18 protein-coding genes are annotated in these 24,298 nt (G+C 47.2%); all 18 read left to right on the top strand.

The window, feature by feature from the left end; genetic code table 11:
* The first annotated feature begins 249 nt into the window (after positions 1–249).
* The 18 genes from rfbB (at position 250) to wecB (ending at position 24,219) form a co-directional block, all read left to right on the top strand.
* Positions 250–1,329, top strand: a complete 1,080-nt coding sequence (gene rfbB, locus Q31b_RS21000) for a dTDP-glucose 4,6-dehydratase (RefSeq protein ID WP_146601624.1) — start codon at positions 250–252, stop codon at positions 1,327–1,329.
* Entirely contained in the window at positions 1,326–2,201 is an 876-nt protein-coding gene (rfbA, locus tag Q31b_RS20995; protein WP_146601623.1) for a glucose-1-phosphate thymidylyltransferase RfbA, read from the top strand. Before rfbB ends, rfbA begins: the two co-directional genes overlap by 4 nt.
* Before the next feature lie 280 nt (positions 2,202–2,481).
* The gene (locus Q31b_RS20990) at positions 2,482–2,697 is read left to right on the top strand and encodes a hypothetical protein (RefSeq protein ID WP_197171976.1); all 216 of its coding nucleotides are present in this window, start codon (positions 2,482–2,484) and stop codon (positions 2,695–2,697) included.
* A gap of 328 nt (positions 2,698–3,025) precedes the next feature.
* Positions 3,026–4,219 carry a DegT/DnrJ/EryC1/StrS family aminotransferase gene (locus Q31b_RS20985; protein WP_146601622.1) on the top strand — a complete coding sequence of 398 codons (1,194 nt, stop codon included), beginning with the start codon at positions 3,026–3,028 and terminating at the stop codon, positions 4,217–4,219.
* Positions 4,206–5,621 carry a pyridoxal-phosphate dependent enzyme gene (locus Q31b_RS20980; protein ID WP_146601621.1) on the top strand — a complete coding sequence of 472 codons (1,416 nt, stop codon included), beginning with the start codon at positions 4,206–4,208 and terminating at the stop codon, positions 5,619–5,621. Before Q31b_RS20985 ends, Q31b_RS20980 begins: the two co-directional genes overlap by 14 nt.
* 28 nt (positions 5,622–5,649) lie before the next feature.
* Positions 5,650–6,678, top strand: a complete 1,029-nt coding sequence (locus Q31b_RS20975) for an ATP-grasp domain-containing protein (protein WP_146601620.1) — start codon at positions 5,650–5,652, stop codon at positions 6,676–6,678.
* A gap of 13 nt (positions 6,679–6,691) precedes the next feature.
* A complete protein-coding gene (locus Q31b_RS20970) occupies positions 6,692–8,200 on the top strand; it encodes a lipopolysaccharide biosynthesis protein (RefSeq protein WP_146601619.1) in 1,509 nt (502 codons plus the stop codon).
* Between the two features lie 289 nt (positions 8,201–8,489).
* Positions 8,490–9,716, top strand: a complete 1,227-nt coding sequence (locus Q31b_RS20965) for a TDP-N-acetylfucosamine:lipid II N-acetylfucosaminyltransferase (RefSeq protein WP_146601618.1) — start codon at positions 8,490–8,492, stop codon at positions 9,714–9,716.
* Positions 9,717–10,040: 324 nt separating this feature from the next.
* Positions 10,041–11,255: a glycosyltransferase family A protein gene (locus tag Q31b_RS20960; protein ID WP_146601617.1), complete on the top strand. Its 1,215-nt coding sequence runs from the start codon at positions 10,041–10,043 to the stop codon at positions 11,253–11,255.
* 300 nt (positions 11,256–11,555) lie between these two features.
* Positions 11,556–13,349: an asparagine synthase-related protein gene (locus Q31b_RS20955; protein WP_146601616.1), complete on the top strand. Its 1,794-nt coding sequence runs from the start codon at positions 11,556–11,558 to the stop codon at positions 13,347–13,349.
* A 317-nt stretch (positions 13,350–13,666) separates the two neighbouring features.
* The gene (locus Q31b_RS20950; RefSeq protein WP_146601615.1) at positions 13,667–14,944 is read left to right on the top strand and encodes an O-antigen ligase family protein; all 1,278 of its coding nucleotides are present in this window, start codon (positions 13,667–13,669) and stop codon (positions 14,942–14,944) included.
* Between the two features lie 273 nt (positions 14,945–15,217).
* A complete protein-coding gene (locus tag Q31b_RS20945; protein WP_146601614.1) occupies positions 15,218–16,408 on the top strand; it encodes a glycosyltransferase in 1,191 nt (396 codons plus the stop codon).
* Between the two features lie 92 nt (positions 16,409–16,500).
* Positions 16,501–17,658, top strand: coding sequence for a glycosyltransferase family 4 protein (locus Q31b_RS20940; RefSeq protein ID WP_146601613.1), 1,158 nt, complete (start codon positions 16,501–16,503; stop codon positions 17,656–17,658).
* Positions 17,655–18,608, top strand: coding sequence for a sulfotransferase family protein (locus Q31b_RS20935; RefSeq protein ID WP_146601612.1), 954 nt, complete (start codon positions 17,655–17,657; stop codon positions 18,606–18,608). Before Q31b_RS20940 ends, Q31b_RS20935 begins: the two co-directional genes overlap by 4 nt.
* 883 nt (positions 18,609–19,491) lie before the next feature.
* Positions 19,492–19,638, top strand: coding sequence for a hypothetical protein (locus tag Q31b_RS29140; protein WP_231617735.1), 147 nt, complete (start codon positions 19,492–19,494; stop codon positions 19,636–19,638).
* Between the two features lie 218 nt (positions 19,639–19,856).
* Complete coding sequence (locus tag Q31b_RS20930; protein WP_146601611.1) at positions 19,857–21,098, top strand: glycosyltransferase family 4 protein; 1,242 nt, start codon at positions 19,857–19,859, stop codon at positions 21,096–21,098.
* A 128-nt stretch (positions 21,099–21,226) separates the two neighbouring features.
* Positions 21,227–22,987, top strand: coding sequence for a heparinase II/III family protein (locus Q31b_RS20925; RefSeq protein ID WP_197171972.1), 1,761 nt, complete (start codon positions 21,227–21,229; stop codon positions 22,985–22,987).
* Between the two features lie 128 nt (positions 22,988–23,115).
* Positions 23,116–24,219, top strand: a complete 1,104-nt coding sequence (gene wecB / locus Q31b_RS20920; protein ID WP_146601609.1) for a non-hydrolyzing UDP-N-acetylglucosamine 2-epimerase — start codon at positions 23,116–23,118, stop codon at positions 24,217–24,219.
* The last annotated feature ends 79 nt before the right edge of the window (positions 24,220–24,298 follow it).

Genomic DNA, 24,298 nt, shown 5'->3' with positions numbered 1-24,298 from the left:
AAGTGGACGAAGTCCGCGCCGACGGAAGCAAATGGAAGGCCACGAATGGCGCGAATCGGCACAAAAAAGAGCACTGTAGCGAACGTCGCCAAGACATTCCGCACGGATGATGCTTTTTGTATGCGTAGTGGATCTTGTTAAAGATCCTTCGCAACCGGGATCTTTAACAAGATCCTTCGCAACCGGGATCTTTAACAAGATCCACTACTGGCAATCAGATTTTTTTCCTCAACATCAAACCATCTCAACTTGTCTAAACGTATTCTTATCACGGGCGGAGCTGGATTTATCGGCTCAAATCTCGTTCGCATGGCGATTGACGCAGGTCACCATGTCCTCAACTTGGATAGCCTTACCTACGCTGGCAACCTAGCGTCTCTCTCCGAGATCGAGGCCAATCCCAGGTATCGTTTTAGCAGAACCGACATCACGAATGCTGGCGGCGTTGACCAAGTCGTCAAAGAGTTTCGTCCTGAAGTCGTCATGCACTTGGCTGCCGAAAGTCACGTTGATCGCTCGATCGACGGTCCAGGGCAATTTATTCAAACCAACGTCATCGGCACCTACAACCTGCTACAGTCAAGTTTGAACCATTGGCGTTCATTGGCACCGGACGCAGCAGCTCAATTCCGTTTTCTCCATGTCTCCACCGACGAGGTTTACGGATCGCTGGGAGCGGAAGGAAAGGGGAAATTCACCGAAACGACTCCCTACGATCCACACTCACCCTACTCCGCCAGTAAAGCGTCGTCAGACCATCTCGTCCGTGCTTGGCATGACACGTATGGGCTGCCGGTTTTGGTAACGAACTGCAGTAACAACTATGGCCCCTTCCAGTTCCCTGAAAAGCTTATCCCCGTCGTCATCCTAAAATGTCTTCGTGGCGAGAGCATTCCGGTCTATGGTAAAGGGGAAAACATTCGCGACTGGCTCTACGTGGAAGATCACTGCCGAGCGTTGTTGACGGTTGTGAGTCAGGGCAAAGCGGGGGAAACCTACAACATTGGCGGGAACAACGAACGCACCAATCTCGAACTTGTCCGAACGCTTTGCGATATTTTGGATGAGCTTCGCCCCTGCTCATCGGGACAGCCACACCAGAACAAAATCACCTTCGTAGCCGACCGGCCTGGCCACGATTTACGATATGCAATCGATGCAACGAAAATCGAGCAAGAACTCGGCTGGCGTCCGCAAGAAGATTTCGAGAGTGGCTTCCGCAAGACCGTCGAATGGTACTTGAGTAATCAAAGTTGGTGGGAAAGCATCCTGTCAGGTGATTATCAATTGGAACGCCAAGGTTTGAACCCATCCGAGGAAGTGCAATGAAAGGTATTATACTGGCCGGTGGATCTGGCACACGGCTGCATCCGATCACGTTGGCGATGAGCAAGCAATTGCTGCCGGTCTATGACAAGCCGATGATCTACTACCCGCTATCGGTTTTATTACTAGCCGATATTCGAGAAGTCTTAATCATCTCGACCCCCGAAGATCTTCCGCACTTCGAAAAACTGCTCGGCGACGGTAAAAACTTGGGTTGCCAATTTAGTTATGCCGAACAAGCGGTTCCCAATGGGTTGGCCCAAGCATTTGTCATTGGAGAACAGTTTATCGGCGACGACAGCGTCGCATTGATCTTGGGTGATAACATTTTTTACGGATCTGGTTTTGGGCAATTGATCCGTGAACATATCGACCCAGACGGAGCGGTCGTGTTCGCCTCGCAAGTCCACGATCCCGAACGCTACGGAGTCGTCGAATTCGATGCGAAGCGGAACGTACTGTCAATCGAAGAAAAACCTGTAAAGCCGAAATCCAATTTCGCGGTTCCTGGCCTATACTTTTACGACAACCAAGTCATTCAAATCGCGAAAGAAGTCGAACCATCGGCCCGAGGCGAATACGAGATAACGAGTGTCAACAACGAGTATCTTAAACGCAAACAGCTAAAAGTAGGCTTGTTTAACCGAGGTATCGCCTGGTTGGACACTGGAACCTTTGCATCACTCAATGAAGCATCCACGTTCGTGCGTGTGATCGAAGAACGCCAAGGGACAAAAATCGGCTGTATTGAAGAAGTTGCCTATTACCGAAATTTCATCGAGCGAGACCAAGTGCTGGCGTTGGCCGACCGGTACGGAAAGAGTGGTTACGGCGATTACCTCAAGAAAATAGTCACACCCGTTATTCCAGCGTAATTGAAATCCAGACAATCGTAGCGTGAAGAGATACCTCGATAACTGCTGTTTGAATCGACCGCTTGACAACAGGTCTCAGTTGAGAATTACTGCTGGAAGCAGAAGCAATTCTTGGGGTGTTAGCAAAAAGCGGTCAGGGGCAGGTAACGCTTGTGTCGTCTGATGTGCTTGTCTTTGAGGCAAAGCAAACACAACATCCGCAAAAGAAGGCATGTTTACTCGCGACATTGGAAACATGTCCCGAGTTCGTTAAACTTAAACTTGCTTTAGAGCTGCCGAAATGAACGCTTTACCAATACTACCCACAGCCGACTTGACCAGTACTGCGGTTTCACTTCTTTGCCGGGAAATTGGGCCAGTCAACACGGCTCGGTTTATCAACCAATTTACTTTGGGATTTGGTGACTATACAAAGGAACGAGATCAGTTACTCGGAAATTTAACGGTGGATGAAATCGTCGCACAAATCAAAAAGCAGGATATGGAATCGAAATAACGATCCGTCAATTTTCCATCATCGCAGTCACAAGTGTTTGGATAACCAAAACGCGAGTAACCACCGCATTAGAAAGAAAAAGCAGCTTGACGCAAACTCGGAGCTGAACAATAGAAGAACGACAAGCGAGTTTTCTACCAAACTTTCCCCCGAACCCCACAAGCTCTTTTTTTACCCTCCATTTTTTTGCCAACTCTTTCCCGCGTCATTCGTGTTGATTCGTAGGATTTGTGGCTAAAGGATTTCGAAAACTCCATGTCCCTCTCTGCCTCCGCGGTAAACCCGCAGATGACAAACGACAAATGACCACCTCGCCTTGAATTTTTGAATGAGCATCGTACCCCCTACCGCTGACAAATCGATCATTGACAAAGCAGTCGCTGATAAACCGATCTACGTCACCCAGCCATCGCTACCGCCGTTAGAGGATTTTATTCCTTATCTGGAACAGATTTGGGAAAACAAAATTCTCACCAACAACGGGCCGTTTCACAAACAGCTCGAGCAGGCACTGTGTGACTACCTTGGTGTCGATCACCTTGCCCTATTTACTAACGGCACGATTGCACTCGTCACCGCGCTGCAGGCTTTGCGAATTACTGGTGAAGTCATCACGACACCTTTTTCGTTTGTCGCGACCGCCCACTCGCTGCTGTGGAACAACATTAAACCTGTCTTTGTCGACATCGACCCAAAGACATGCAATCTGGACCCCGACAGAATCGAAGAGGCGATTACGCCACAGACGACCGCGATCATGCCAGTCCATTGTTATGGCAACCCCTGCGCCGTCGAACGCATTGAGGAACTGGCGGATACTTACGGATTAAAAGTCATCTACGATGCCGCCCATGCTTTTGGAGTCAAGTACAAAGGTGAAAGTCTACTCAAGCATGGTGATTTATCCGTCCTCAGTTTCCATGCAACCAAGGTTTTCAATACTTTTGAAGGGGGCGCGATCATATGCCCCGACGCAAAGACGAAACAGCGAATTGATTACCTGAAGAACTTTGGCTTCGCCGACGAAGTCACGGTTACCGCACCAGGTATCAATGGCAAGATGAGTGAAGTCAACGCTGCCTTTGGACTGTTGCAACTAAAACACATCGATAAAGCACTTGAACGCCGGCGTGAGATCGAGAGAGCTTACCGAGAAGCACTGACGGACGCAAAAGGGATTTCGCTACTTCCGATTCCAGATGACACAATCGGCAACGCCTCCTACTTCCCGATCTTCGTTGGAGACGACTACCCACTTAGTCGCGACGCATTGTACCAAGCGTTGAAGGACGCAGGCATCAATGGCAGGCGGTATTTCTATCCATTGATCAGCACGATGCCGATGTACAGAGGGGTACTTGATGGAAAGCCAGTGTCCCTAGACAAAGCTTCCAGAGTTGCAAATCGAGTCATTTGCTTGCCAATCTATCCAAACTTATGCGACAACGAGATAGAAGTGATTTGTAATTGCTTCTCTAATCAAAGCGGAACATTAGTAGGTAGCAATAGTGAAGAACGATGAAAAATTTACGATTGGTTGGGTGAACGCTGCCGAAAAAAGAACGCACGTGCCGACCTTGCTTAAGCAATTTGGTGACATTCTGCCGACGCCTCTAAGTGAGCGTGTCAATTTGGATGCTTACGCTGACAAATTGATTAATAGTGCAGACATCGCAATTGCAAATGTTAATGGAAAGAATGTTGGTTGTATTGTGCTATATGCTAACGATACGGAAGATTGGAGATCATATTGTCCGCTCCTTTCCGTGCTTCCAACTCACCAAGGAAAGGGTATTGGTAGTTCTTTGACATCCCGAGCGATTTCTCTAGCACGACAACGGGGAATGAGATCGATGCAACTTGAAACAGAGGTTGACAATCGTTCCGCTCAAAAGCTGTATCGCTCGTTTGGCTTTAACAACTTAAAAAGTGATGGTCACAAACTTTTAATGCTAAAAGAGTTGATTGACCCATTTGCCTCATCTCTAATGACACCGATTGAACAACATCCTGTATTAGTAGCCAGGCTGAATCTAGATGTTGATTTAAGAGTAAAACGTGACGACCTATACCCATCACCAGGTGGAGGGTCAAAGGCGAGGAAAATTAAATACATCATGAGGGACCTGATTGCTCAGGGGCACGATGTATTAGTTACAAACGGCGGTCCACAGTCGAATCATGCACGTGCGTCGGCTGTCGCGTGCTCGCTCTTGGGTATTGACTGTCACTTGGTACTCGTTATTGAGAAAGGCGTCCAATATAAAGAAACTGGCAATCTCCTGCTGATGCGGATGAGCGGTGCGACGATTGAGTTTTGCGAGAAAGACCAGCTATCTGAACGAATGGATCAGGCAATTAAATCATATGAAAATAAAGGGCGAAGTCCTTTCTATGTCTGGGGCGGCGGTCATTCTGTTGCAGGGACGATTGCTTACGTTGAAGCGGCGAAAGAAACACAATTACAATGCTCCGATTGGATTCCAGACTACCTTGTCGTTGCTTCAGGAACCGGCACAACACAGGCTGGGCTCACGATTGGCTACGAAAACCAACCCACACGAATTATTGGTATTTCCGTAGCTAGAGACGCCGTTCGTGGAACTCAAGTTATTCATGACAGCATAAAGAGTTATTTTGATCATTCCGAGCTTGATGCCCCCCACCTTACTGTTGACTTTCGCGATGAATGGACTTGTGGTGGATACGAAAAGACAAACCCAACACTTCTAGAGATTGTTCAGCAATCAGCTAGGTCAGGATTAATTGTTGACCCAACGTATTCAGGCAAGGCGTTACTTGGGATGCTTGAATTGATCAAGCGACGCGTAATTCGGACTGGAAGCAAAGTCTTGTTTTGGCATACCGGTGGACTGATGAACCTTCAAGCTTCCGAGTTAACAGGAAGGTCTGTCTCATTGTGATGTTCCAAAACAGGGGTAGGTCAATCCAATGAATGTGAAACCGATGAATCTTTTGTTTACGAGTTCGGGGCGTCGCGGGTATCTTCTCGATTATTTTAGATCAGCACTCGACGGCAGAGGAGAAATTCACGCAGCAAATAGTGACCAACGAGCTTCGTCGTTTCTTCATGCAGACAAGTCAGTCGTAACACCTCTGATCTACGACGAAAATTACATTCCTTTCCTTCTTGAGTACTCAGTTGCCAATCGAATAAAAGCCATCATCCCGCTCTTTGATATTGATTTACCGATACTAGCCAGTGCAAAAACAAGATTTGCCGAGGTTGGCACGACGATAGTCGTCTCGAGTCCGGCTGTAGCGATGATCTGTAATGACAAACTCAAAACAGACAGCTTCTTACGGTCAAATGGGTTCAACACGCCTGCAAGCTTTACGAGCCTTGCGGACACATTAGACGCGTTGGCTAGGAATTTGATCGAGTTTCCCTTGGTCGTAAAGCCACGTTGGGGGATGGGATCGATCGGCGTAAATATGGCGGAAAACGAAGGAGAATTGATAGTTTTTTATGAAAAGGTTCGACGAGAAGTTCAACGCAGTTACTTAAAGTATGAATCAAATGTTGACTTGGAACATTCAGTATTGATCCAACAAGTATTGAAAGGCCATGAATATGGGCTGGACGTCGTAAATGATCTCGACGGAAATTATGTAACAACCTTTGTCAAAAAGAAGCTAGCCATGCGAGCTGGTGAAACAGATGCGGCGATCACTATAGACAGTGATCAACTAAAGTCGCTCGGCAAAAAACTCGCGGGAGCACTCGGCCACATAGGGAATTTAGACGTGGACATTTTTGTTGCTGATGACAACGTTTCAATCCTGGAACTAAACAACCGTTTCGGTGGTGGTTACCCGTTTTCTCATCTAGCAGGAGCAGACATTCCGCAGGCGATCCTAGCATGGATCCGCGGAGAACAACCGGCTCCAGAGTGGTTACATGTACGGCATGGTGTGACTGGGACAAAGGATCTCGTCATTCGCTGCCTGTCCGATTGAATACTACGAAACCATGAATCCTCCAACATCCCCCGCTCCCATTTCAAAGGCATCTTCTGGATTGCAAGCCAGAACGATCAGTGGTGTGCTCTGGAATTTTGGCGAGCAACTTGCTGGCCGTGGGATTGGGATTGCAGTCCAGTTGCTGCTTGCTCGGCTTTTGGTCCCCGAGGATTATGGCCTTGTCGCAATGATGGCGGTTTTCATCGCTGTTGGTAATTCACTAATGGATTCGGGTTTCACCCAAGCTCTGATTCGCTTGCCAGATGCGAAACAAGTTGACTTCAACACCGCGTTTTATTCGAATCTATGCTTGGGCCTGCTGTCCTACGCGTTGCTCTTCGTCAGCGCTCCACTGGTTGCAAACTTTTATGACGAACCCAGGCTGGTTTTACTGATTCGAATTGCTTCGCTCTCGATCCTGATCGGTTCGTTTCAAGTCGTCCAATTATCGCATCTTGCCCGTGAGATAAATTTTCGTTTAAAGGTATGGATCACTCTGCCTTCGGGAATCGTAGCGGGGCTTCTCGCAGTGATTTTGGCCGCCTTGGGTTTTGGGGTTTGGGCGCTCGTCGCCCAAACCATAATAGCCTCACTGTTGAAGCTCATCTTGCTTTGGTCCTTCCAGAAATGGCGCCCCACGCTTTCGTTTAGTCGAAATTCGTTTAAGACATTGTATTCGTTCGGATGCAAGTTATTTGCCTCCAGCTTGTTGGACACAATATTTAACAATGTCTACGTTATCGTTATTGCGAAGATGTTTAGTACCCCACTTGCAGGGCTCTATTTCTTTGCCGACCGATTACAACGGTTAGTCATTCAGCAGTTGTTTATGAGCATCACGACGGTCACCTATCCAGCGTTAGCGATGGTTCAAGATGACAACCAGCGTTTGAAAATGGCCTATCGCAAGATACTATTGACGACGTCCTTCGTTGTCTTTCCCGTACTGATGCTGATGGCAGCATTGGCTGAACCCTTGTTCGAATTCTTGTTAGAAGAGAAATGGTTGCCCGCAGCGCCCATGTTGAGATTGATGTGTGTCGCTGCACTCTTCTATCCACTGAGTTCACTTAATCTCAATATATTAAAGGTAAAGGGACGATCTGATTTATTTCTAGGCCTTGAGATCATTAAAAAAATTCTGATCTCCGTCGTGCTGTTGGTGAGCGTTCGTTATGGAATTACGGGTATCTTGTATGGTCGAATTTTCACCGCCTGTTTGGCTTTTGCACCTAATAGCTATTACTCCATTGAGTTACTTGGCTATTCGCTTCGGGAACAGATTAGAGATGTTTTTCCTAGCTTGTGTCTCTCATTGGTGATTGGAATTGTCAGTTATCAAATCTCAATCCATGTGGATTGGCATTCATTATCTAAATTGATCTTGTTAGGTGTTCTATCAACCACAGCCTATTTGTCTCTTGCTAAGTTGTTTCGTTTTGAAGCCCTCTCGATTGTGACGGGGATTTTTTTCAACAGGATTCAGTTGCTTCGAAGACCTAAAACAACACCATGTTAAGAACCGAATATGAGATTTTCGGCGAACGGCTTCGGTCTTAGATTTGTTGCATCGCAACTATATCGTGAACAGTTCATTGGTGATGCGTTGAAGGGCTCTTTGATTCAAGTAGTTAGCTTTTCGGTTGAAATATTCGTTCATGACGATGCCTCGACGGATCGAACTGTTTTACCACTAAGCGAAAAACCTACGCATGAATCGCATAAATACACACAGGATTCGCTTTTGAATCTACAAGCTCGACAGTCCAGATTTTCCAATTGCCGTTGAATTAAAACTCGAATGCCTCATGGACAAGTTGTTAGATAATACAAACCGTAAGGTTCGAATCGCCCATTTAGTAACCGATGAAAAATTCATTGATAGTGCATATGAGTGGTTCAACACTGTGCTACCGGCAGGTAATGATATTTTCGTTACGACGAACGAAGAAACACCGACCCATATAAAAGAAGCTCCTTATGAAATAGTAGGAACCGAGTGCTTTCGAAATATAAGCTTTTTGGATTCACTGAGGCGTTACAATTTTGTGGTGATCCACTCGTTGACGGTGATCGCGCAGAAGGTCATTCTTCGATGTAATAGGGACTTGGTGTTTGTGTGGGTGGGTCACGGATTTGACTATTACCCTCTTATGGTTAAAAGTACGAATGATTTACTGCTGCCGTTAACGAAACAGTTACAAACGGAGGTTAGGAAAAGCACGCCGAAATCTCAAATGACAAAGATAATCAAATCTCTTGTCATGCAGTTTGATGGTACGAGGTTGAGAAAAGTATATGAATTAAGAAGGAATCGACGACGGGCGGCAGCCATTCGCAGAATCTCGTTTTTCTCACCAGTGCTCCCAAGCGAATACGAGATGGTGCGAGCCTGTGGGATTGGCCCATTTCCCAAACATGTCCGATGGAATTATGGACATTCAATAAGATCGCTCAGAACGATGACCGACTTAAACTTAACGGGTAACAGTATATTGCTCGGTAATAGTTCAACAATTACGAACAATCATACTGAAGCTATAGAGATTCTCGCAAATTGTCCGCTCTCTGATCGAAAAATCATTTGCCCACTCAGCTACGGGGATGCCAAAATCGCTGAACGCATCTCCTTACTGGGACAAGAAAAATGGGGTGATCAATTTATTGCATTAACGGATTTCATGGCTGCTGCGGAGTACGCAACCGTCGTTGCGGGTTGCTCTCATGTTTTAATGAACCATCGTCGCCAGCAGGGAGGTGCCAATGTCACGCTTGCTCTTTGTCTTGGCGCAATCGTTTTTCTTCGAAGGGAGAACCCTTTGTATCATTTTCACAAAGATAATGGCGTTGCATTGTATACAGTAGAGGAGTTGATACAAAACCCTAGTCTTTTAGAGCAAAGTCTGACTGCAGAACAAAAAGACAAGAATCGGCAAATCGTATTGGAAGTTATTGGGCAGGAAACCAGCCTGTTGAAAACGCAAAATTTCATCCAAACTGTATTGGCTTTTTCAAACTCGTCTAATTCACTCTGAATCAGAATAGGCCTAAACAAACTTTTGTTCGTAAAATGATTATTAAATGAAGACCTTGCTAATTGTTTCACAGGCGTTCTACCCACATCCCGTTGTGGCGCAACGCGGATGAGTCAGTGGGCGAATCATCTTCCGGAATTTGGATGGAAGACCACGGATTTCGCGGATTCTTATCCTCTGCATAGATCAATGGTGCCTCAGTTAGATTCAAATTTGAGGTTGGTAACAATGGCCGTTTGGGCGGTACCCCCTTTTTTCAATAGATCCCTGGCGAACCCTAGATTCAAATTTTGTAGAAGCACCAGAAGTCATAGACGCTAAAAAATGAATCAGAACCTAGACAGAATGGAAAACGGAACGAAGCCGATTGCGCCTGCGATTGTTGTTTGTGCGTTTGATCGGCCAAGTTCGCTTACACGACTTTTAAAGAGCCTCGCTGAGGCCGAGTATCGTGGGTACACACCGACATTGCACATTAGCGTCGATTTCTCTGGCACTTCAAAAAATGAAGCAACGATAGAGATAGCCAAACGGTTTCAATGGAAGCATGGTGAATGCGTTGTCGATATTAAGACGGAGAATCTTGGTTTAAAAAAACATGTGCTTTCCTGTGGAGATCTCTCAGCAAAATACGGTAGCGTTATTGTCCTCGAAGACGACTTGTTTGTATCGCCCTGCTTTTATTTATTCGCTCATCAATGTGTTCAGGAATTTGGAAACCATCCGAGAATTGCGGGGATTTCGTTGCATCGGCATCGCAGTAATTTTAATCTTAACCTGCCATTTGATGCCGCCGATGATGGGTCAGATGTTTTTTTTATGCGAGTCGCTCAGTCATGGGGACAACTTTGGACCCATTCACAGTGGAAAAGTTTTCGACATTGGTTGGACGCGAACCCTGACGCGGGAAATTCAGCTCAACTTCAACCGACAGTACGAGGTTGGGGAGCGAAGTCGTGGCTGAAATTGTTCATGGCATACTTGATAGAGAATGACCTCTATATGGTTTATCCTAGGACGTCTTTGACCACCAATTTTTCAGAAGCGGGGACTCATGTGAAGCGAAAACGGCCATTGGGACAAGTGCCGTTGATGGAACGCATAAATACCGTCCGATTCCCAGACTCATTTGATCGGTCAATTCGATACGATGAGTTTTTTGAGCGACAACCGGAGTCCATGAGACGCTGGCCGCTCGACCTTCCTCCCGGAGACGTCGACCTTAACCTCTACGGAGCCAAGTCGCCCGATTCCATTAGAAAGAAGTTTGTAATCGCTCCTGGCGATGGTAGTTCTGCAATTGCGAGTTTTCCTCTTCAAATGCGCCCATTGGAATTGAATTTACTCTTGCCAGAATTGCCAAGCGTTGATTTGCCACTCCATTTGACTCTAGCTAGTAATTATAAAATCGCGAATCCATTGAGTTATACATCTCCACACGTTTGCGACTATTTTCTCGGTCACGCCAACAAGCGGAAAATGTTGAAATCGTTTGTCAATGCATTTTTCGAACAGTTAGCTAGCAGACTGCGTCGATGATAAGATGTATGACGGTCTTTGGTTTCACTGTGGGACATGGGGCCATTTACGAATAACCAATCTAATCGATATCGCAGCGATCTGTCTTCGCGATCGAAGCACCAATTGCAGTGGAATTCGGCGTGCGAGTTGGGCGAACATGATTCAGCTCGCACAAGCAGCTTTAATAATTTTGGGAAAACCGAACTGCCTAGAAAAAACACTCTCGTCATCGAAGGACGGTCCTTCAAAGACGGAATTATGCAGGATGAAATCGCCGCCTGATTCATTTTCTCAGAACACAACTATTGACAATAACTCATGAACAATCTGCATACGTTTGTACCACCTTCCTTTGTTTGCATGCTCCAAACGAAAGTTGTCGGTGCAGCTGAGAATATTATCAGCGAATTCATGGATGAGACATCCCAAAAGCCAGAGATCACCATATCCAATCAGGCTGACATGGTGATCATCGCAGCCTCGCAGGGTTGTCATGTGGCCTCGGATTCCACACGTGGGCTAACCGCGATTCTTCACGGCGAGCTGTATATGAATGCGGGGGCGAACCACGCAGCATTTGCGCTTCAGCAGCTGGCGGACCAAGGTGAATCCTTCGCAGCGAAGTTGAACGGTTCTTTTGTTCTGTTGATAATCTCGGAACATGAGCCGTTCGTTCGTATCATCACCGATAGGCTCAATTCTCGTCGAGCGTTTCACAGCTTTGATGGTAATCGCCACTGGATCTCCAGTTCTATTCACTGGCACCCCACTGATTCACTACCGGTAAATCCAGTCGGCATTGCCCATTTGTTAGCAAGTGGTTCGATGCAAAATTTCCATACCCCTTTCGAAGGGGTGCGAGTCCTCGAACAGGCTTCGATTCACGTTTTCGACCATGACGGACTTCACTCAAGTCGCTACTGGACATTGCATTTTGAACGGGGCGAGAACGGTTCCGATGAATGCGTCCTGCTGGATGAACTGGCCGATATTGTCACTGAATCGGTTCGTGTACGCCTGTTTGATGATCCCTGTAGTTGGGTTTCCCTCAGCGGTGGGTACGACTCGCGTTTGATCACCCAATTGCTGGCCAACGAAAACGCCGACGTACGAAATTTTTCTTACAAGATTAGCAATGCCGAATTGAACACAGAGTCGGATGGTTTCCTCGCGAGCGAATGGAGTGAGTTATTAGGACAGCCTCACCTGTTCACAAACGCCTACCATGGCGATCAGCTACAGGCTTTACAGCGTAACGCTGACTTGGGGCTGGGGATGTTGAACTTCTGCGGAGAAATTGACTCGTGGTTTGAACTTGCGAAGGCCTTTGATCCAGCAAGAACAAATGCAGTTTTTGCTGGAGACACAGTTTTTGGATTTCAATGGGACATTGAAATCGACTGCGTTGAGGATGCATTGCGGACGGTTCATGTTTACGGTATTGGCGAGCTCGGACCGCTCAAACATGTTGTTCCTCAACATACGTGGAATACGTTTTCCGAATGTCTACCGGACGAACTGCAAACCATTTTCAATCGAGTCCCAAAGGATGTTGACCTGATCACTGCCAAGGATTACCTGTACATCGATCAGCGATTGCCAAATACGATTTTGGCGTGGCGAACGATCGTGTCTGACTATTTTGCACCGGTCCGAAATCCGTTCGTCGACAACCGGCTACTTGATTTCATCGGACGGGTTCCCGTTTCCTTCCGACGAGATCGCGGGGTCTATCTCCAGATGATCCAAAAATTCTACCCTCAGGTAACCAACTTCCGCAGGGCAAAAAGCAGCGGTTGCCTTCAGGAATGGCGGAAAGAATATGCCCGGTTCTGTGATCCGCTTGTGGATTGGTTGAGAACCAGCGATAGCAAACTGGATCCTCTGATACCGCCGGATGCGATCGTCCGTCTGCTAAAGGACTTGGGAACCTGGCGGCACAGCCCTTACTCGCCACGAACCTTGCCATCGCGTCTGATTCTCAAGACCATAAAAGGCACGAAGATCGGGAATCGCATTCAACGAAGATTTCCCACCGCCGGCATGAAGCATCTTCTGAATCGCATCATCCCCTTACGGGCATTTCTTGGAACCCCTATTATTCGTCCCTAGCTCACTTGCAGCATTGCCGTCAGAAGGTAGTTTAGACGAAAATAGAGATACTTCGACAGGTGTGGTTGTTGGTGACGTCCTGCTCTCGAGCGTGACTGGAATCGCCTTGCCACGTAGCCCTAAGCGACGCCGCTGCGGACAGGAATCTTGAAAAGTAAAATTGAATATATTCGCCAACCCCAAACTGTATTCATAGATATGGGAACATACAAGCATGGGGATTATTCGCTCCTTGTTAGAATCCATTCCCATCGGCGACCAACCAAAACGACTGAAGAAGGAACTACGAAATTATTTGGCTAGTAATATTTGGTGCGGTGCTTTTAGCTTTTGCATTTGCATCTTGGAAACGCCCCGGCGTTGCCATCGGTTTAGTTTTCACCATGTTTGGTGTTGAACAGTTTTTCCAAACACGCAGTGCAATCTTTTTGGATCGCTCGTCTTTAGTAAATCTGGGAGTGGGTATTGTTACCGCGTTTGCAGCCTTCTGCTGGCTTAGCCGCAACGAGTTCCGGTTCAATCTCGATAAAACTCAGGCCGCAGCTATATTGCTGATACTATTTTCTCAAGCAAGCCGGTTTTGGACAATCGCGCCTGAGGAATTTGCACAGTACTACGGCCGTGCGCCCTTGCCATACTACGTTCTTTACTTGCTAGTCGCACCCATTCTCAGCCAGAGTAAAAATGGGATACGAGACGGAGTTCAGGCAGCGATCTACATCGGGGTTCCATTGGTGATTGTGATTTCGTTTTTTGTTGAATGGCATGTCCGAGGAATCTCTCTTGCCAGGCCTGTTATGCATCACGGTTCGCTGAAATGGTTCACACCGCCTTTGGCTCTCGCCGATACGGCATCGTATATCGCAATTTTCTGTGTCATTTTAAGACCGAAAAATTCATTGTGGAAGATGGTCCATTTAGCGACCTTTGCTTTGGCCTGTAACATTGTTTTCCGGACTCAGTCTCGAGGACAATTAGTTTCGTTGGCTGTCGTGATACTAACGTTTTATCCAATCGCAAATCAGGTAAGCCAGGCCAGAACGTATCTGCTCACCCTTGCAGGTTTCATAGCTGGCGGTTTGGTCCTATACCTTACTTTCTCATTTCTAGGTTTGGGAGAAGTAAACCGTTGGAATGAGGTAAGCATGCGTAGAGGATTCGAAGGCCGTGCTGAAATGGTCATGTTACTGTTCAAGGCATGGTCCGAGAGCGATTTTTTCCACCTACTATTTGGTCTGGGTTCAGCGGCTGGATGGAAAACGAGTGGATTCGATGTTCATAACTTGTCTGTAGAGATTCTCGGGGAACTGGGAATCATCGGATTTTCGATATATCTATATATCTGTGTTCAAGCCTTCTCAAATGCTATTAAGATTATAGGGAAGCTTAAGCACTATCCCGAAATGCGGCGTGAGGCCGTTATTCTAATAGCTTTATTTACCTACAGCTGTATTCTAAGTCTGAAGAGTGTTGCCCTTTTTTCAACAGCTCCGCTGATGTTTTTCTTTGCAATTGCACTGAGTCAACTGGAAAAACATAGTCGCGAGTTCACCTTCGAACGAATCCGCTGGAAACAACTGCTGTCTGTTACGTAATACTGGATTTGCGAAGGTAGGGAGTGATTTGGCGTGTACTCTTCTCTGTTCGCGTTTTATTTTCCCATTTCGATGAAAGCAAGGCAACATAGCAGCCTGGCCTGGACTCTGCTTTTTTGCAATTGCGATTACCTATATGGAACACCAAAGCGAAAACTACTGTGCGGAAAGCATTACCTTTAGACATTGGGTTTTATCAACGATGACGACGAATGCGGCCCATTATGTCTCGGTGCGCCCTTTTGGGGATAGACGATTTTCGGTACGGCAACGATGAGAGTCTTGGTTTTTGAGCATTCGTTTAAAGTTGGTGGACACAGACTCCCCTACGCTTCCAAGACCGCAAGTGCGTTTGAGGGATCGGATGTCCTTGTTGCATTGCCTTCTCAGTTGTCAGGGGATGAGTCTATTTGCCGTTACTTCAAACATGAGAATGTTCATTTTTATGAGGCCAATCCGACATCGGGGGCATTGAGTAACGCAATCGAAGCCGGCAGATGTTTGGTTAGACTTGTCAAACGAGTTCGTCCAGATTTGGTTGTCATCCCGACCGCCGATGGACTTGCTACGATGCTTGGAATGATGAACCTATTGAAGTTGAATGGTTGCCTCCGACAAATCAACATAGATGCTTGTTTAATGAAGCCACAGATCGGACGACCAACGACTTCGATGCTTCGCAATTGGACCAACCAACTCAAATGGTGGATCACCACTAAGGGCCCGTGGCAAAGGTTACTTCTGATTGATCCCTTGGCTTGGTCAGCGGTTAAAAACTCAAAAGCGAGTCGCATTTTTCTATGTCCTGATCCTGTTCCAACGCAATTTGTCTTTGATAAAACCGAAGCGAGATTAGCATTGGGCTTACCGTCGGCTGGGCGGATGATTGTTTCGGTTGGCGGACAGGATCGCCGAAAAGGAACCGACTTGCTACTACGCGCATTCGAAGTCGCCAGGTTCGCCGACCAGGACCGACTGGTACTGATCGGAAAAATATCTGATGAGATTCGCCCTCAGATCCAGGTGATTCAACAAAACTCCGTTTTGGCGAATCGGCTAATTATCATCGATCGGTACATATCGGAGGACGAGTTTCAGCAGGCAATCATAGCAAGCGATCTCGTTGCGATGCCCTATCGAAGTACTGATCGTCCGTCTGGGATTGCTTGCCGATGCTTGGCATGGGGTCGACCTGTGATTGCTACAAATAGCGGTTGGTTGAAATGGGTTGTTGACGACTTAGGGGCTGGATTTGCAGCAGACCCATTGGAATCAAAAGAATTCGCAAACATGTTGGAACATGCTCTTGATCAATGTGACAGATTTTCGCTTACGACTAAAGGTCAGAGCTTTGTTGAATACAACTCAGAGCAGAACTATGCCAAAGTGTGGAGAAATGAAGCAACCCGTTTACAATCCTTCTTTTGCTCGGCAAACGGTCAATCCGTTTCATCACAATGGTAGTCCCCCCTCATAAAACGCATTGTGTTCCATTGGGCAGGTTTTACTAAATTAAGTCGACGAGACACTAATCAACTAAAGATGCGGCAACTAGCATGAAAATCGTTTACACGCACCAAGTATGTCTTCATTATAAAATTCCTTTCCTACGATTACTGAAATCAAATCACGGACATGATGTATTTGGTATCTTCGGTCAATCTCATTGGAAACAAAGTAAGTTTCGTTCGGTAAGCGATATTCCTGACATTCACTATCAATTATTGCCAACAATTGATCTGTACCTTCCTTATCGCAAGCGATATGCCCATGTTTTTTGGAACCCCACTCTAAAGAGAACTCTTCAAACCATTCAACCTGACGTTGTGATCACTGGGCCAAGCAATTTTCCCAATAATAGTGCGATTGCGAGTTATTGTAACAAGTACAACATTCCCTACATCTGGCACGGATTAGGTAGTATGTACTCCACGGATTCGATCGTTAGGAAATTCATGAACAAGCGGGTACGCAAGTTCATTCAAGGGGCGGCTGGCGGTCTCGCATTCAACACAGATTCGAAAAGATACTATGTTGAAAAATACGATGTGGATTCATGTTCGATTCAAATTGCTCCGAATGTTGTAGATACCGAAAAGGTTTATTCTGATCGAATATTGTACAGTGAGCAAGTTGCACATCTTAAGAAGGAATTGAATCTAGAGGGCTGTAAAGTAATCCTCTTTGTTGGGGCTATAGACCCCGTGAAAAAACTGGATGTACTGCTAGAAGCGTTTAAAAAAATCAAATTTGAAGGGAACTATAAGACTAAACTGCTGATCGTTGGCGACGGAACGCTCACATCTAAAATGAAAGATCTTTGTGGTGAATTAGGAATAACCGATTCGGTAGTTTTTGTTGGGAAAAAAATAATTGATGTGAACTTGTATTATATGCTCGGCGATGTGTTCGTTATGCCCGGTTTAGGCGGTCTGGCGATAAGTCACGCAATGGCGCATGGTCTACCAGTCATTACCGCTCCAGCGGATGGTACAGAGAAAGACATAATTCAAGACGGCATCAATGGCTTTTTGCTAGATAACGGTCAGGGCGCTGAAGCCATCGCAATGTATCTGACCCAATTATTGAATGACGATGAGTTGCTCAAAAAGATGTCTAATTCTGCAAGGCACTCCATTGAAAAGACGTTTAACATCAAAAACACCGTCTCCATTTTTGACAAACTTGTTTCACAAGTTGCTCTTTCACGATGACATCAAAATTAATTTCTTCACAAAAGATATTTATCGTAGGTGTTGGCAGGTCCGGCACTTCGCTACTTCAATCTATGTTGGCTGCACATTCTCAGATTGGATTTCTGCCTGAAACTGGCTTCTTTCGACGTTTCATCGCTTCCAGAAAAGGTGAAGTTGTTTCGGGGGAGTCGTTTCGAAGCAAACTGTTAGATGACAAGAAATTGCAACGAATAGAATCGCTAATTGAACATGTAAATGCGGCTGACTCAAAAAATCCAGCGCTCACCTTTTACGAATCCCTGTTCCGTGCCTTTCCTGGAAAGGCGTGTGTTGGAGACAAGGATCCCAAATGCATTGAGTTTTTACCGGCTATTGGAGCAATATGGCCTGACGCGAAAATACTTCATATTGTACGAGACCCAAGAGACGTTCTTTGCTCTAAAAAGAAGGCTGCTTGGTCAAAGGGCAGAAGTCTTTTCTTCTATCTTCTAGCTGGACGTTCGCAACTCCTGCTTGCAAAAAAAGCGGAAGCGTGCTTACTTGAATCTCAATTATTTCAAATCCATTATGAACATTTAATTGATTCGCCAGAGGATGCGCTTAAACCAATCTGTGACTGGCTCGGAGTTCGATTCGAATTAGATATGCTGGAATTCGCATCGGCGGCCAAAAAACTAGTCGCCAACGACGAACTTGAATGGAAAAAAGAAACCTTCGGTCCTTTGCTAAAAGACAATGCAAACAAATGGATGTCTGAGTTGACTGCGTTTGAAATCTATGCAACGGAGCTATCAATATTTTCCGCGATGGACTCGATTCCTTACGAGAAGTCTTTGAAATCCAGCACGCTAAATTTATGGAAACGTAGTGCAGCCAAACTACTTGCGTTAGCCGTTTGCTTCTGCGCATGGCTTTACGCATTGAAACGGGAACATACAAATCGCAAGTTGGCGCAACGATATGCTTGACCCAAATGAGCTAGTTTCTACCCGTGGGATAGTTCACTGGCATCAAGGAAACACGGTGCTAAAAAGTATCGGGCGTGATCTACTTGTGAGCCACAACGATGGAAGGGAGTACACGATTATCGGGAAGTTGCCTTCTGAAGGAGTCGAAAAATATATTCCCAAGACTCGATTACTTCTGAGGCTCGTGAGAGGGAATCCCAAGCATGTTTTGCCGATTCGCTCGGGCAGTTGGATGATTTTTGACCGTCGGGATATATGGAGCTTAGACGAGGCTCGCAAGAAACCACGTAGTCTCTCAAAAATTCATGGTTCTCGCCCGCTACGTCTTTTGGCGACTGACTCTAGAGTGGCTTACGGCGAATATCGGTCAAATCCTACCCGTGAGCCGATTGGAATCTGGGAGAGCATTGACGACGGCGTTCACTGGGAGTTGGCCCACAAATTCCACGGTATCAGGCATGTCCATGGTGTTTTTTGGGATCCCATTGATGAGGCCGTTTGGGTAACAACGGGCGACGATGACTCCGAATGTGCGATATGGAAATTCGACGAGAGTTGGGGGCATGGTCAGAAAGTACTTAGTGGAAACCAGTCGAGTAGGGCAATCGATTTGCTCTTCCGACAGGATGCAATCTATTTTGGCAGTGATGCACCAGAAGAGGTGAATGGAATTTATCGCATGAATCGAATCGACCATGTTGCTGAGCGGGTACAGGAGGTAGCCGGTCCAGTTTTCCACGCTGGCCAATTTGGTTGCAGCACTGTTTTCACAACAGCTTGTGAGCCTAGCAGGGTAAACACCTATCCTAAGACTCAGCTTTGGCTTTCTTACGAAGGCGTAAACTGGCATTGCCTCTTGGAGTTTCGGAAGGATAGGTTTTCAATGAAGTACTTCCAATACGGGCAAATCATTCTGGCAGCGGGGAGCGGTTCCGAAGAAGGTTTTTGGATTACTCCCTATGCCACTGAGTACGACCAATGTAGTTTCTTTATCCCGTTCGAATTGGTGTCTAAAAGTCTCACCAGATAGTTGCGTGAACTAACGCATTGATAAGACAGGAATTGTTATTGATTTGTTTTTTTTGCTCGGATGTGATTTTGTTTCAAAAACGCCTTTCAGCAATCTGAAATGTACAGACTCAATCGAAATAACAATTCTCATAAATTCATATTATTTTTCGCTTCAATAAATAGTACAATTTGTTGCATAAGGTAGTTCAAGCAAAAATTTACTTTTGAACAACACTTATGAAAATACTTTTCTACTGTCATTACTTTCCTCCCGAGGTTAACGCTCCGGCGACTCGGACTTATCAACATGCTCGGCGCTGGGTTGAGGCCGGGCATGAGGTGACCGTTGTGACTTGCGCTCCCAATTGTCCTGATGGGGTTGTCTTTGATGGTTATCGAAATCGCTTTTTTCGACAAGTCGAAACGGTTGACGGTATTCAGGTCGTCCGTGTCTGGACCTACGTTGCTGCCAATAAGGGAACACTACCTCGGATCGCCAACTACGTGAGTTACCAAGTCAGTGCATTGTTGGCCACGCTCCGTTTATCTCGTCCTGACGTCGTTGTTGCGACCAGTCCCCAGTTCTTTTGCGGTTGGGCAGGCGTGTGGGCTTCTCGCTTAAAATGGCGTCCGTTCGTGTTGGAAATTCGCGATATCTGGCCTGAATCGATCGCTGCTGTCGGTGCGATGAAGAAAGGTATCGCTACGCGATTCTTGGAATGGCTCGAGCTTCGTATGTACCGTGCTGCTGACCGTATCGTTGCCGTCGGTACTGGCTATCGTGATAACGTTGCTCGCAAAGTGCCTGAGATGGCGGACAAAATTTCGGTCATTACCAATGGTGTCGATGCATCGAGTTTTCATCCGCAACCACGCGACGACGAATTCTTGAATCAGTACGGCTTAGCGGGTAAGTTCATTTGTAGTTACGTCGGAACGATCGGCATGGCGCACGGATTGGAAGTTGTCATTAAGGCAGCAAAAAAGTTGCAGGCGTCGCAACGCGATGATATCGCGTTCTTAATCGCAGGTGATGGAGCACATCGCGAACCGTTGCAGGCGATGGCATTGGAACAAGGCGTTGAGAAACAAGTTGTCTTTACCGGTCGCCTGCCCAAAGAGCAAATGCCAAAGGTGCTGGCCAGTTCCAATTGTTGCTTGGTGCACCTAAAAGGAACCGAACTGTTTGGCACGGTTATCCCATCCAAAATTTTTGAGACGATGGCGATGGAACGGCCCATTATCATGGCGGTCAAAGGACCAGCACGTGAGATCGTGATGGAGGCGGGAGGTGGCGAGCCGATGATTCCAGACGACGAAGAGGATTTGCTTCGAATTGTAATCAATATGGCCGATCACCCAGAGGGTACTGCAGCGAAGGCAAAGCACGCTCGTCAGTATGTACTGGAGCATTTCAATCGTGACCGATTGGCAACCGAGATGCGAAAGGTTGTGGAGTCGGTGGCTAACCAATCGTAGCCTAGCTGGACATGCAACGACTTCTTTCTCTTCTTCGATACCACAAGCCGTCTCAGTTTGCTTGGCGGGGTTATCGAATCGCCCAATCTCGTTGCCCAGCGAGTTTACGTCGGGCCTATCGGCCTGGAGTGACTTCTTGCCGTATTCGTGACGAGTCGGTTGCGACGTTGTCGATGATGGCGGACCGGCGACTAGGTCTGTGGCCGTCACGTCAGAACCCTGAAATGCTTCGCCAGATGAGCGAAGGGACGTTCCGGTTTTTGAATCTTTCAAAGTCGTTGGTCGCTGACGGCAAGGGCGACCAGCCGCGAATCGACTGGCATCCTGATGCCCCTCGTCTGTGGCGATTCCATCTTCATTATCACGAATCACTTTTAGAGTTGGCCTCTCTTGTCGGCCCCGAGTCCGCTTGGGCGATCGTTCGCAGTTGGTTGGACGATCCCGCGAATCAGACTCCCACCGTCGATCCTGATGCGTGGCATCCCTTCTGTATCTCCCAACGATTGCCCGTTTGGTTGATGTTGGCTAGTAGGTATGATGTACCCATGGACGTGGCATCTGGCTTTTGGCAGAGTGTTGGCGAACAAGTGGATTGGCTTTGGAATCATTTAGAATGGGATCTCGGCGGCAACCATTTGCTCGAAAACTTGCGGGCTTTAGCGATCGCGCACATGGCATTGGAGAGCGAATCAGCAATCCGTTCCAACAAACTCTACAAATGGATCGATCGAGAATTGTCGAATCAAATCCTGTCGAGTGGTGAGCATTTCGAGCGAACGCCGACTTACCACGCGATCATGACACTCGCGGTCCAAGAGATCGCGGATTCCTTACAGCAACTCGCTGTAGGGGATCTCGCTGAGAGTTCCCAAAGCACCGCCAAGCAAATGGCTGAATTTCTCCAAGCCATCCTTCATCCTGACGGGCAAATCCCTCTGCTTGGCGATTCTGTATTCGAAGAAACTCCGAATCCGCGAATCCTTTGCAGCGACATATTCCATTCGGTAGGGGAAGTCGCAGAGACTTCCCAGTACGCAGCATCTGAACTCTCTGCGAGTCCAGCTACCAATGACGACTACTGGGTTTGGCGATCTTCAGACCAGCAAGATTTTCTGTTGTTTGATGTTGGCGCGGTAGCATGCGACCATCTGCCTGCTCACGGCCATGCCGACCTACTTGGTATCGAAGCATCGGTCGCAGGTCACCGGTTCCTCGTCGACACCGGGACGTATGACTACGAAGATACCCCTCTGCGTCAGGCGTCCCGATCGACTTTGTCCCACAACACGGTGACGATCGATGGCGAGGATCAGTGCGACGTTTGGTCACGATTTCGCATGGGCCGACGCGGACACGTTCGATGGAAGAAAACAGGTCGTGTGGAATTAGCGGAAGGCCATCAAGCCAAATGGTGCATGGCCGCCCATGATGCCTACAAATTCCTCGGCATCACCGAGACGGTTCGAGCGGTAATTGCCATCGAAAATCATGATCGCGGAACCAATTGGTTGATCGCCGATTGGTTCATTGGCCGTGGTATACACGACCTGGTCTCAACGCTACAAATCGAGCCCGATTGGAAAGCGACGATTCAAATCAGCGGTGACGTGATTTGCGAGCATCCTGGGCTGGATTTCAAGCCACAGATTCGAATGTTGACTGCCGGAGAATTGACAATTGAACCAGGCGTCTATTGTCCTGATTTTGGGGTTGCTTTACCCAATGAATCGATCGTGGCGGAAACCAATTGCGTAGAACGAGAGCCAATCGGTTGGCTGATAAGTCCTGATGGTAGCAACCCCGGATTAGAGATTTCTCTCGCCGACGATCATCTCGTCGTCACCCATGCCAACGATTCGCATGAAATCCTTCGAATCTCAATCTCATAGACTTGCTAACTTCAAATCGTCTGAGCTCCCTGCGAGTTCAGCTTCCCGTAGCAGAAGTCGCAGAGACTTCTGATTTCCTTCGCTTTTGCCTGAGCTCTCTGCGAGTTCAGTTACCTTAACAAATGAAAATGAAAAATCTTGCTTGCGTGGTCGGTGCACGACCCAACTTTATGAAAATGGCTCCGCTTCTACGTGCTTTAAATGCAACGGGGAAAGCGAATGCGACTTTAATTCATACGGGTCAACATTACGACAAAACACTGTCCGATGTGTTTTTTGAACAACTCGAGATCCAAAAGCCTGATGTTTCTTTAGACGTCGGCTCGGGGACTCAAGCGGGACAGACCGCAAAAATACTCGAACGGATCGAGCCCGTATTGGAAGCAGGCGGCACGAACGGCAAACCATTCGATTACCTGGTCGTTGTCGGCGATGTGAATTCGACGATGGCTGCCGCGATCGCTGCGGCAAAACTGCAAATCAAAGTCGCTCACGTCGAAGCAGGGCTGCGCAGCTTTGACCGCGCGATGCCTGAAGAAATTAATCGGATCGTGACAGACTCCATCTCCGATCTGTTGCTGGTGTCGGACCCCGCTGGAATCGATCACCTCAAACGAGAAGGACATCCCGACTCGGCAATCCATCTTGTCGGCAATTTGATGATCGACACTCTGATGCATTCCCTTGAAAAATCGAAGTCGACGTCCGTGCTATCCGATTTCAAGTTAATGCCAAAACAATATGGTGTTGTCACATTGCATCGACCCTCTAATGTCGACGACAAAGAGACGTTAACGGGCATTTTGAAGGTATTGAAAAAAGTCAGTGATGAGTTGCCAATTGTTTTTCCAATTCACCCTCGAACCGCAGCAAGGATTGAAAGCTTTGGAATCCAATCACTGCTCGATGATGCGCCAGGAATCACGGTGATGCCACCGCAAGGTTATTTGGAGTTCTTGTCGCTAACAAGTAATTCAAAAGTCATCGTGACCGATTCGGGTGGCTTGCAAGAGGAATCGACAGTCATGTCGATCCCTTGTCTGACGATGCGAGAAAATACCGAACGCCCGATCACCGTGACCGAGGGCAGCAGTACTCTGGTCGGCAACGATGCCGGATTGCTGGCCCAGCAATTGCAATTGGTCCTCGATGGCAAGTACGATGTCGGATCCTGTCCCGCCGGCTGGGACGGGAAAGCCGCTGGACGGATTGCAAAGATTTTGGTCGGCTGAGTGGGGAGTGGGGAGTGGGGAGTGGGGAGTGGGGAGTGGGGAGTGGGGAGTGGGAAAAAAAATGACAACACTTCTGTGT

Origin of the sequence: Novipirellula aureliae (assembly GCF_007860185.1) — a bacterium.
Taxonomy (GTDB): Bacteria; Planctomycetota; Planctomycetia; order Pirellulales; family Pirellulaceae; genus Novipirellula_A; species Novipirellula_A aureliae.
The sequence above is the reverse complement of the archived record's forward strand: the minus strand, read 5'-3'. Positions and strand labels throughout refer to the sequence as shown.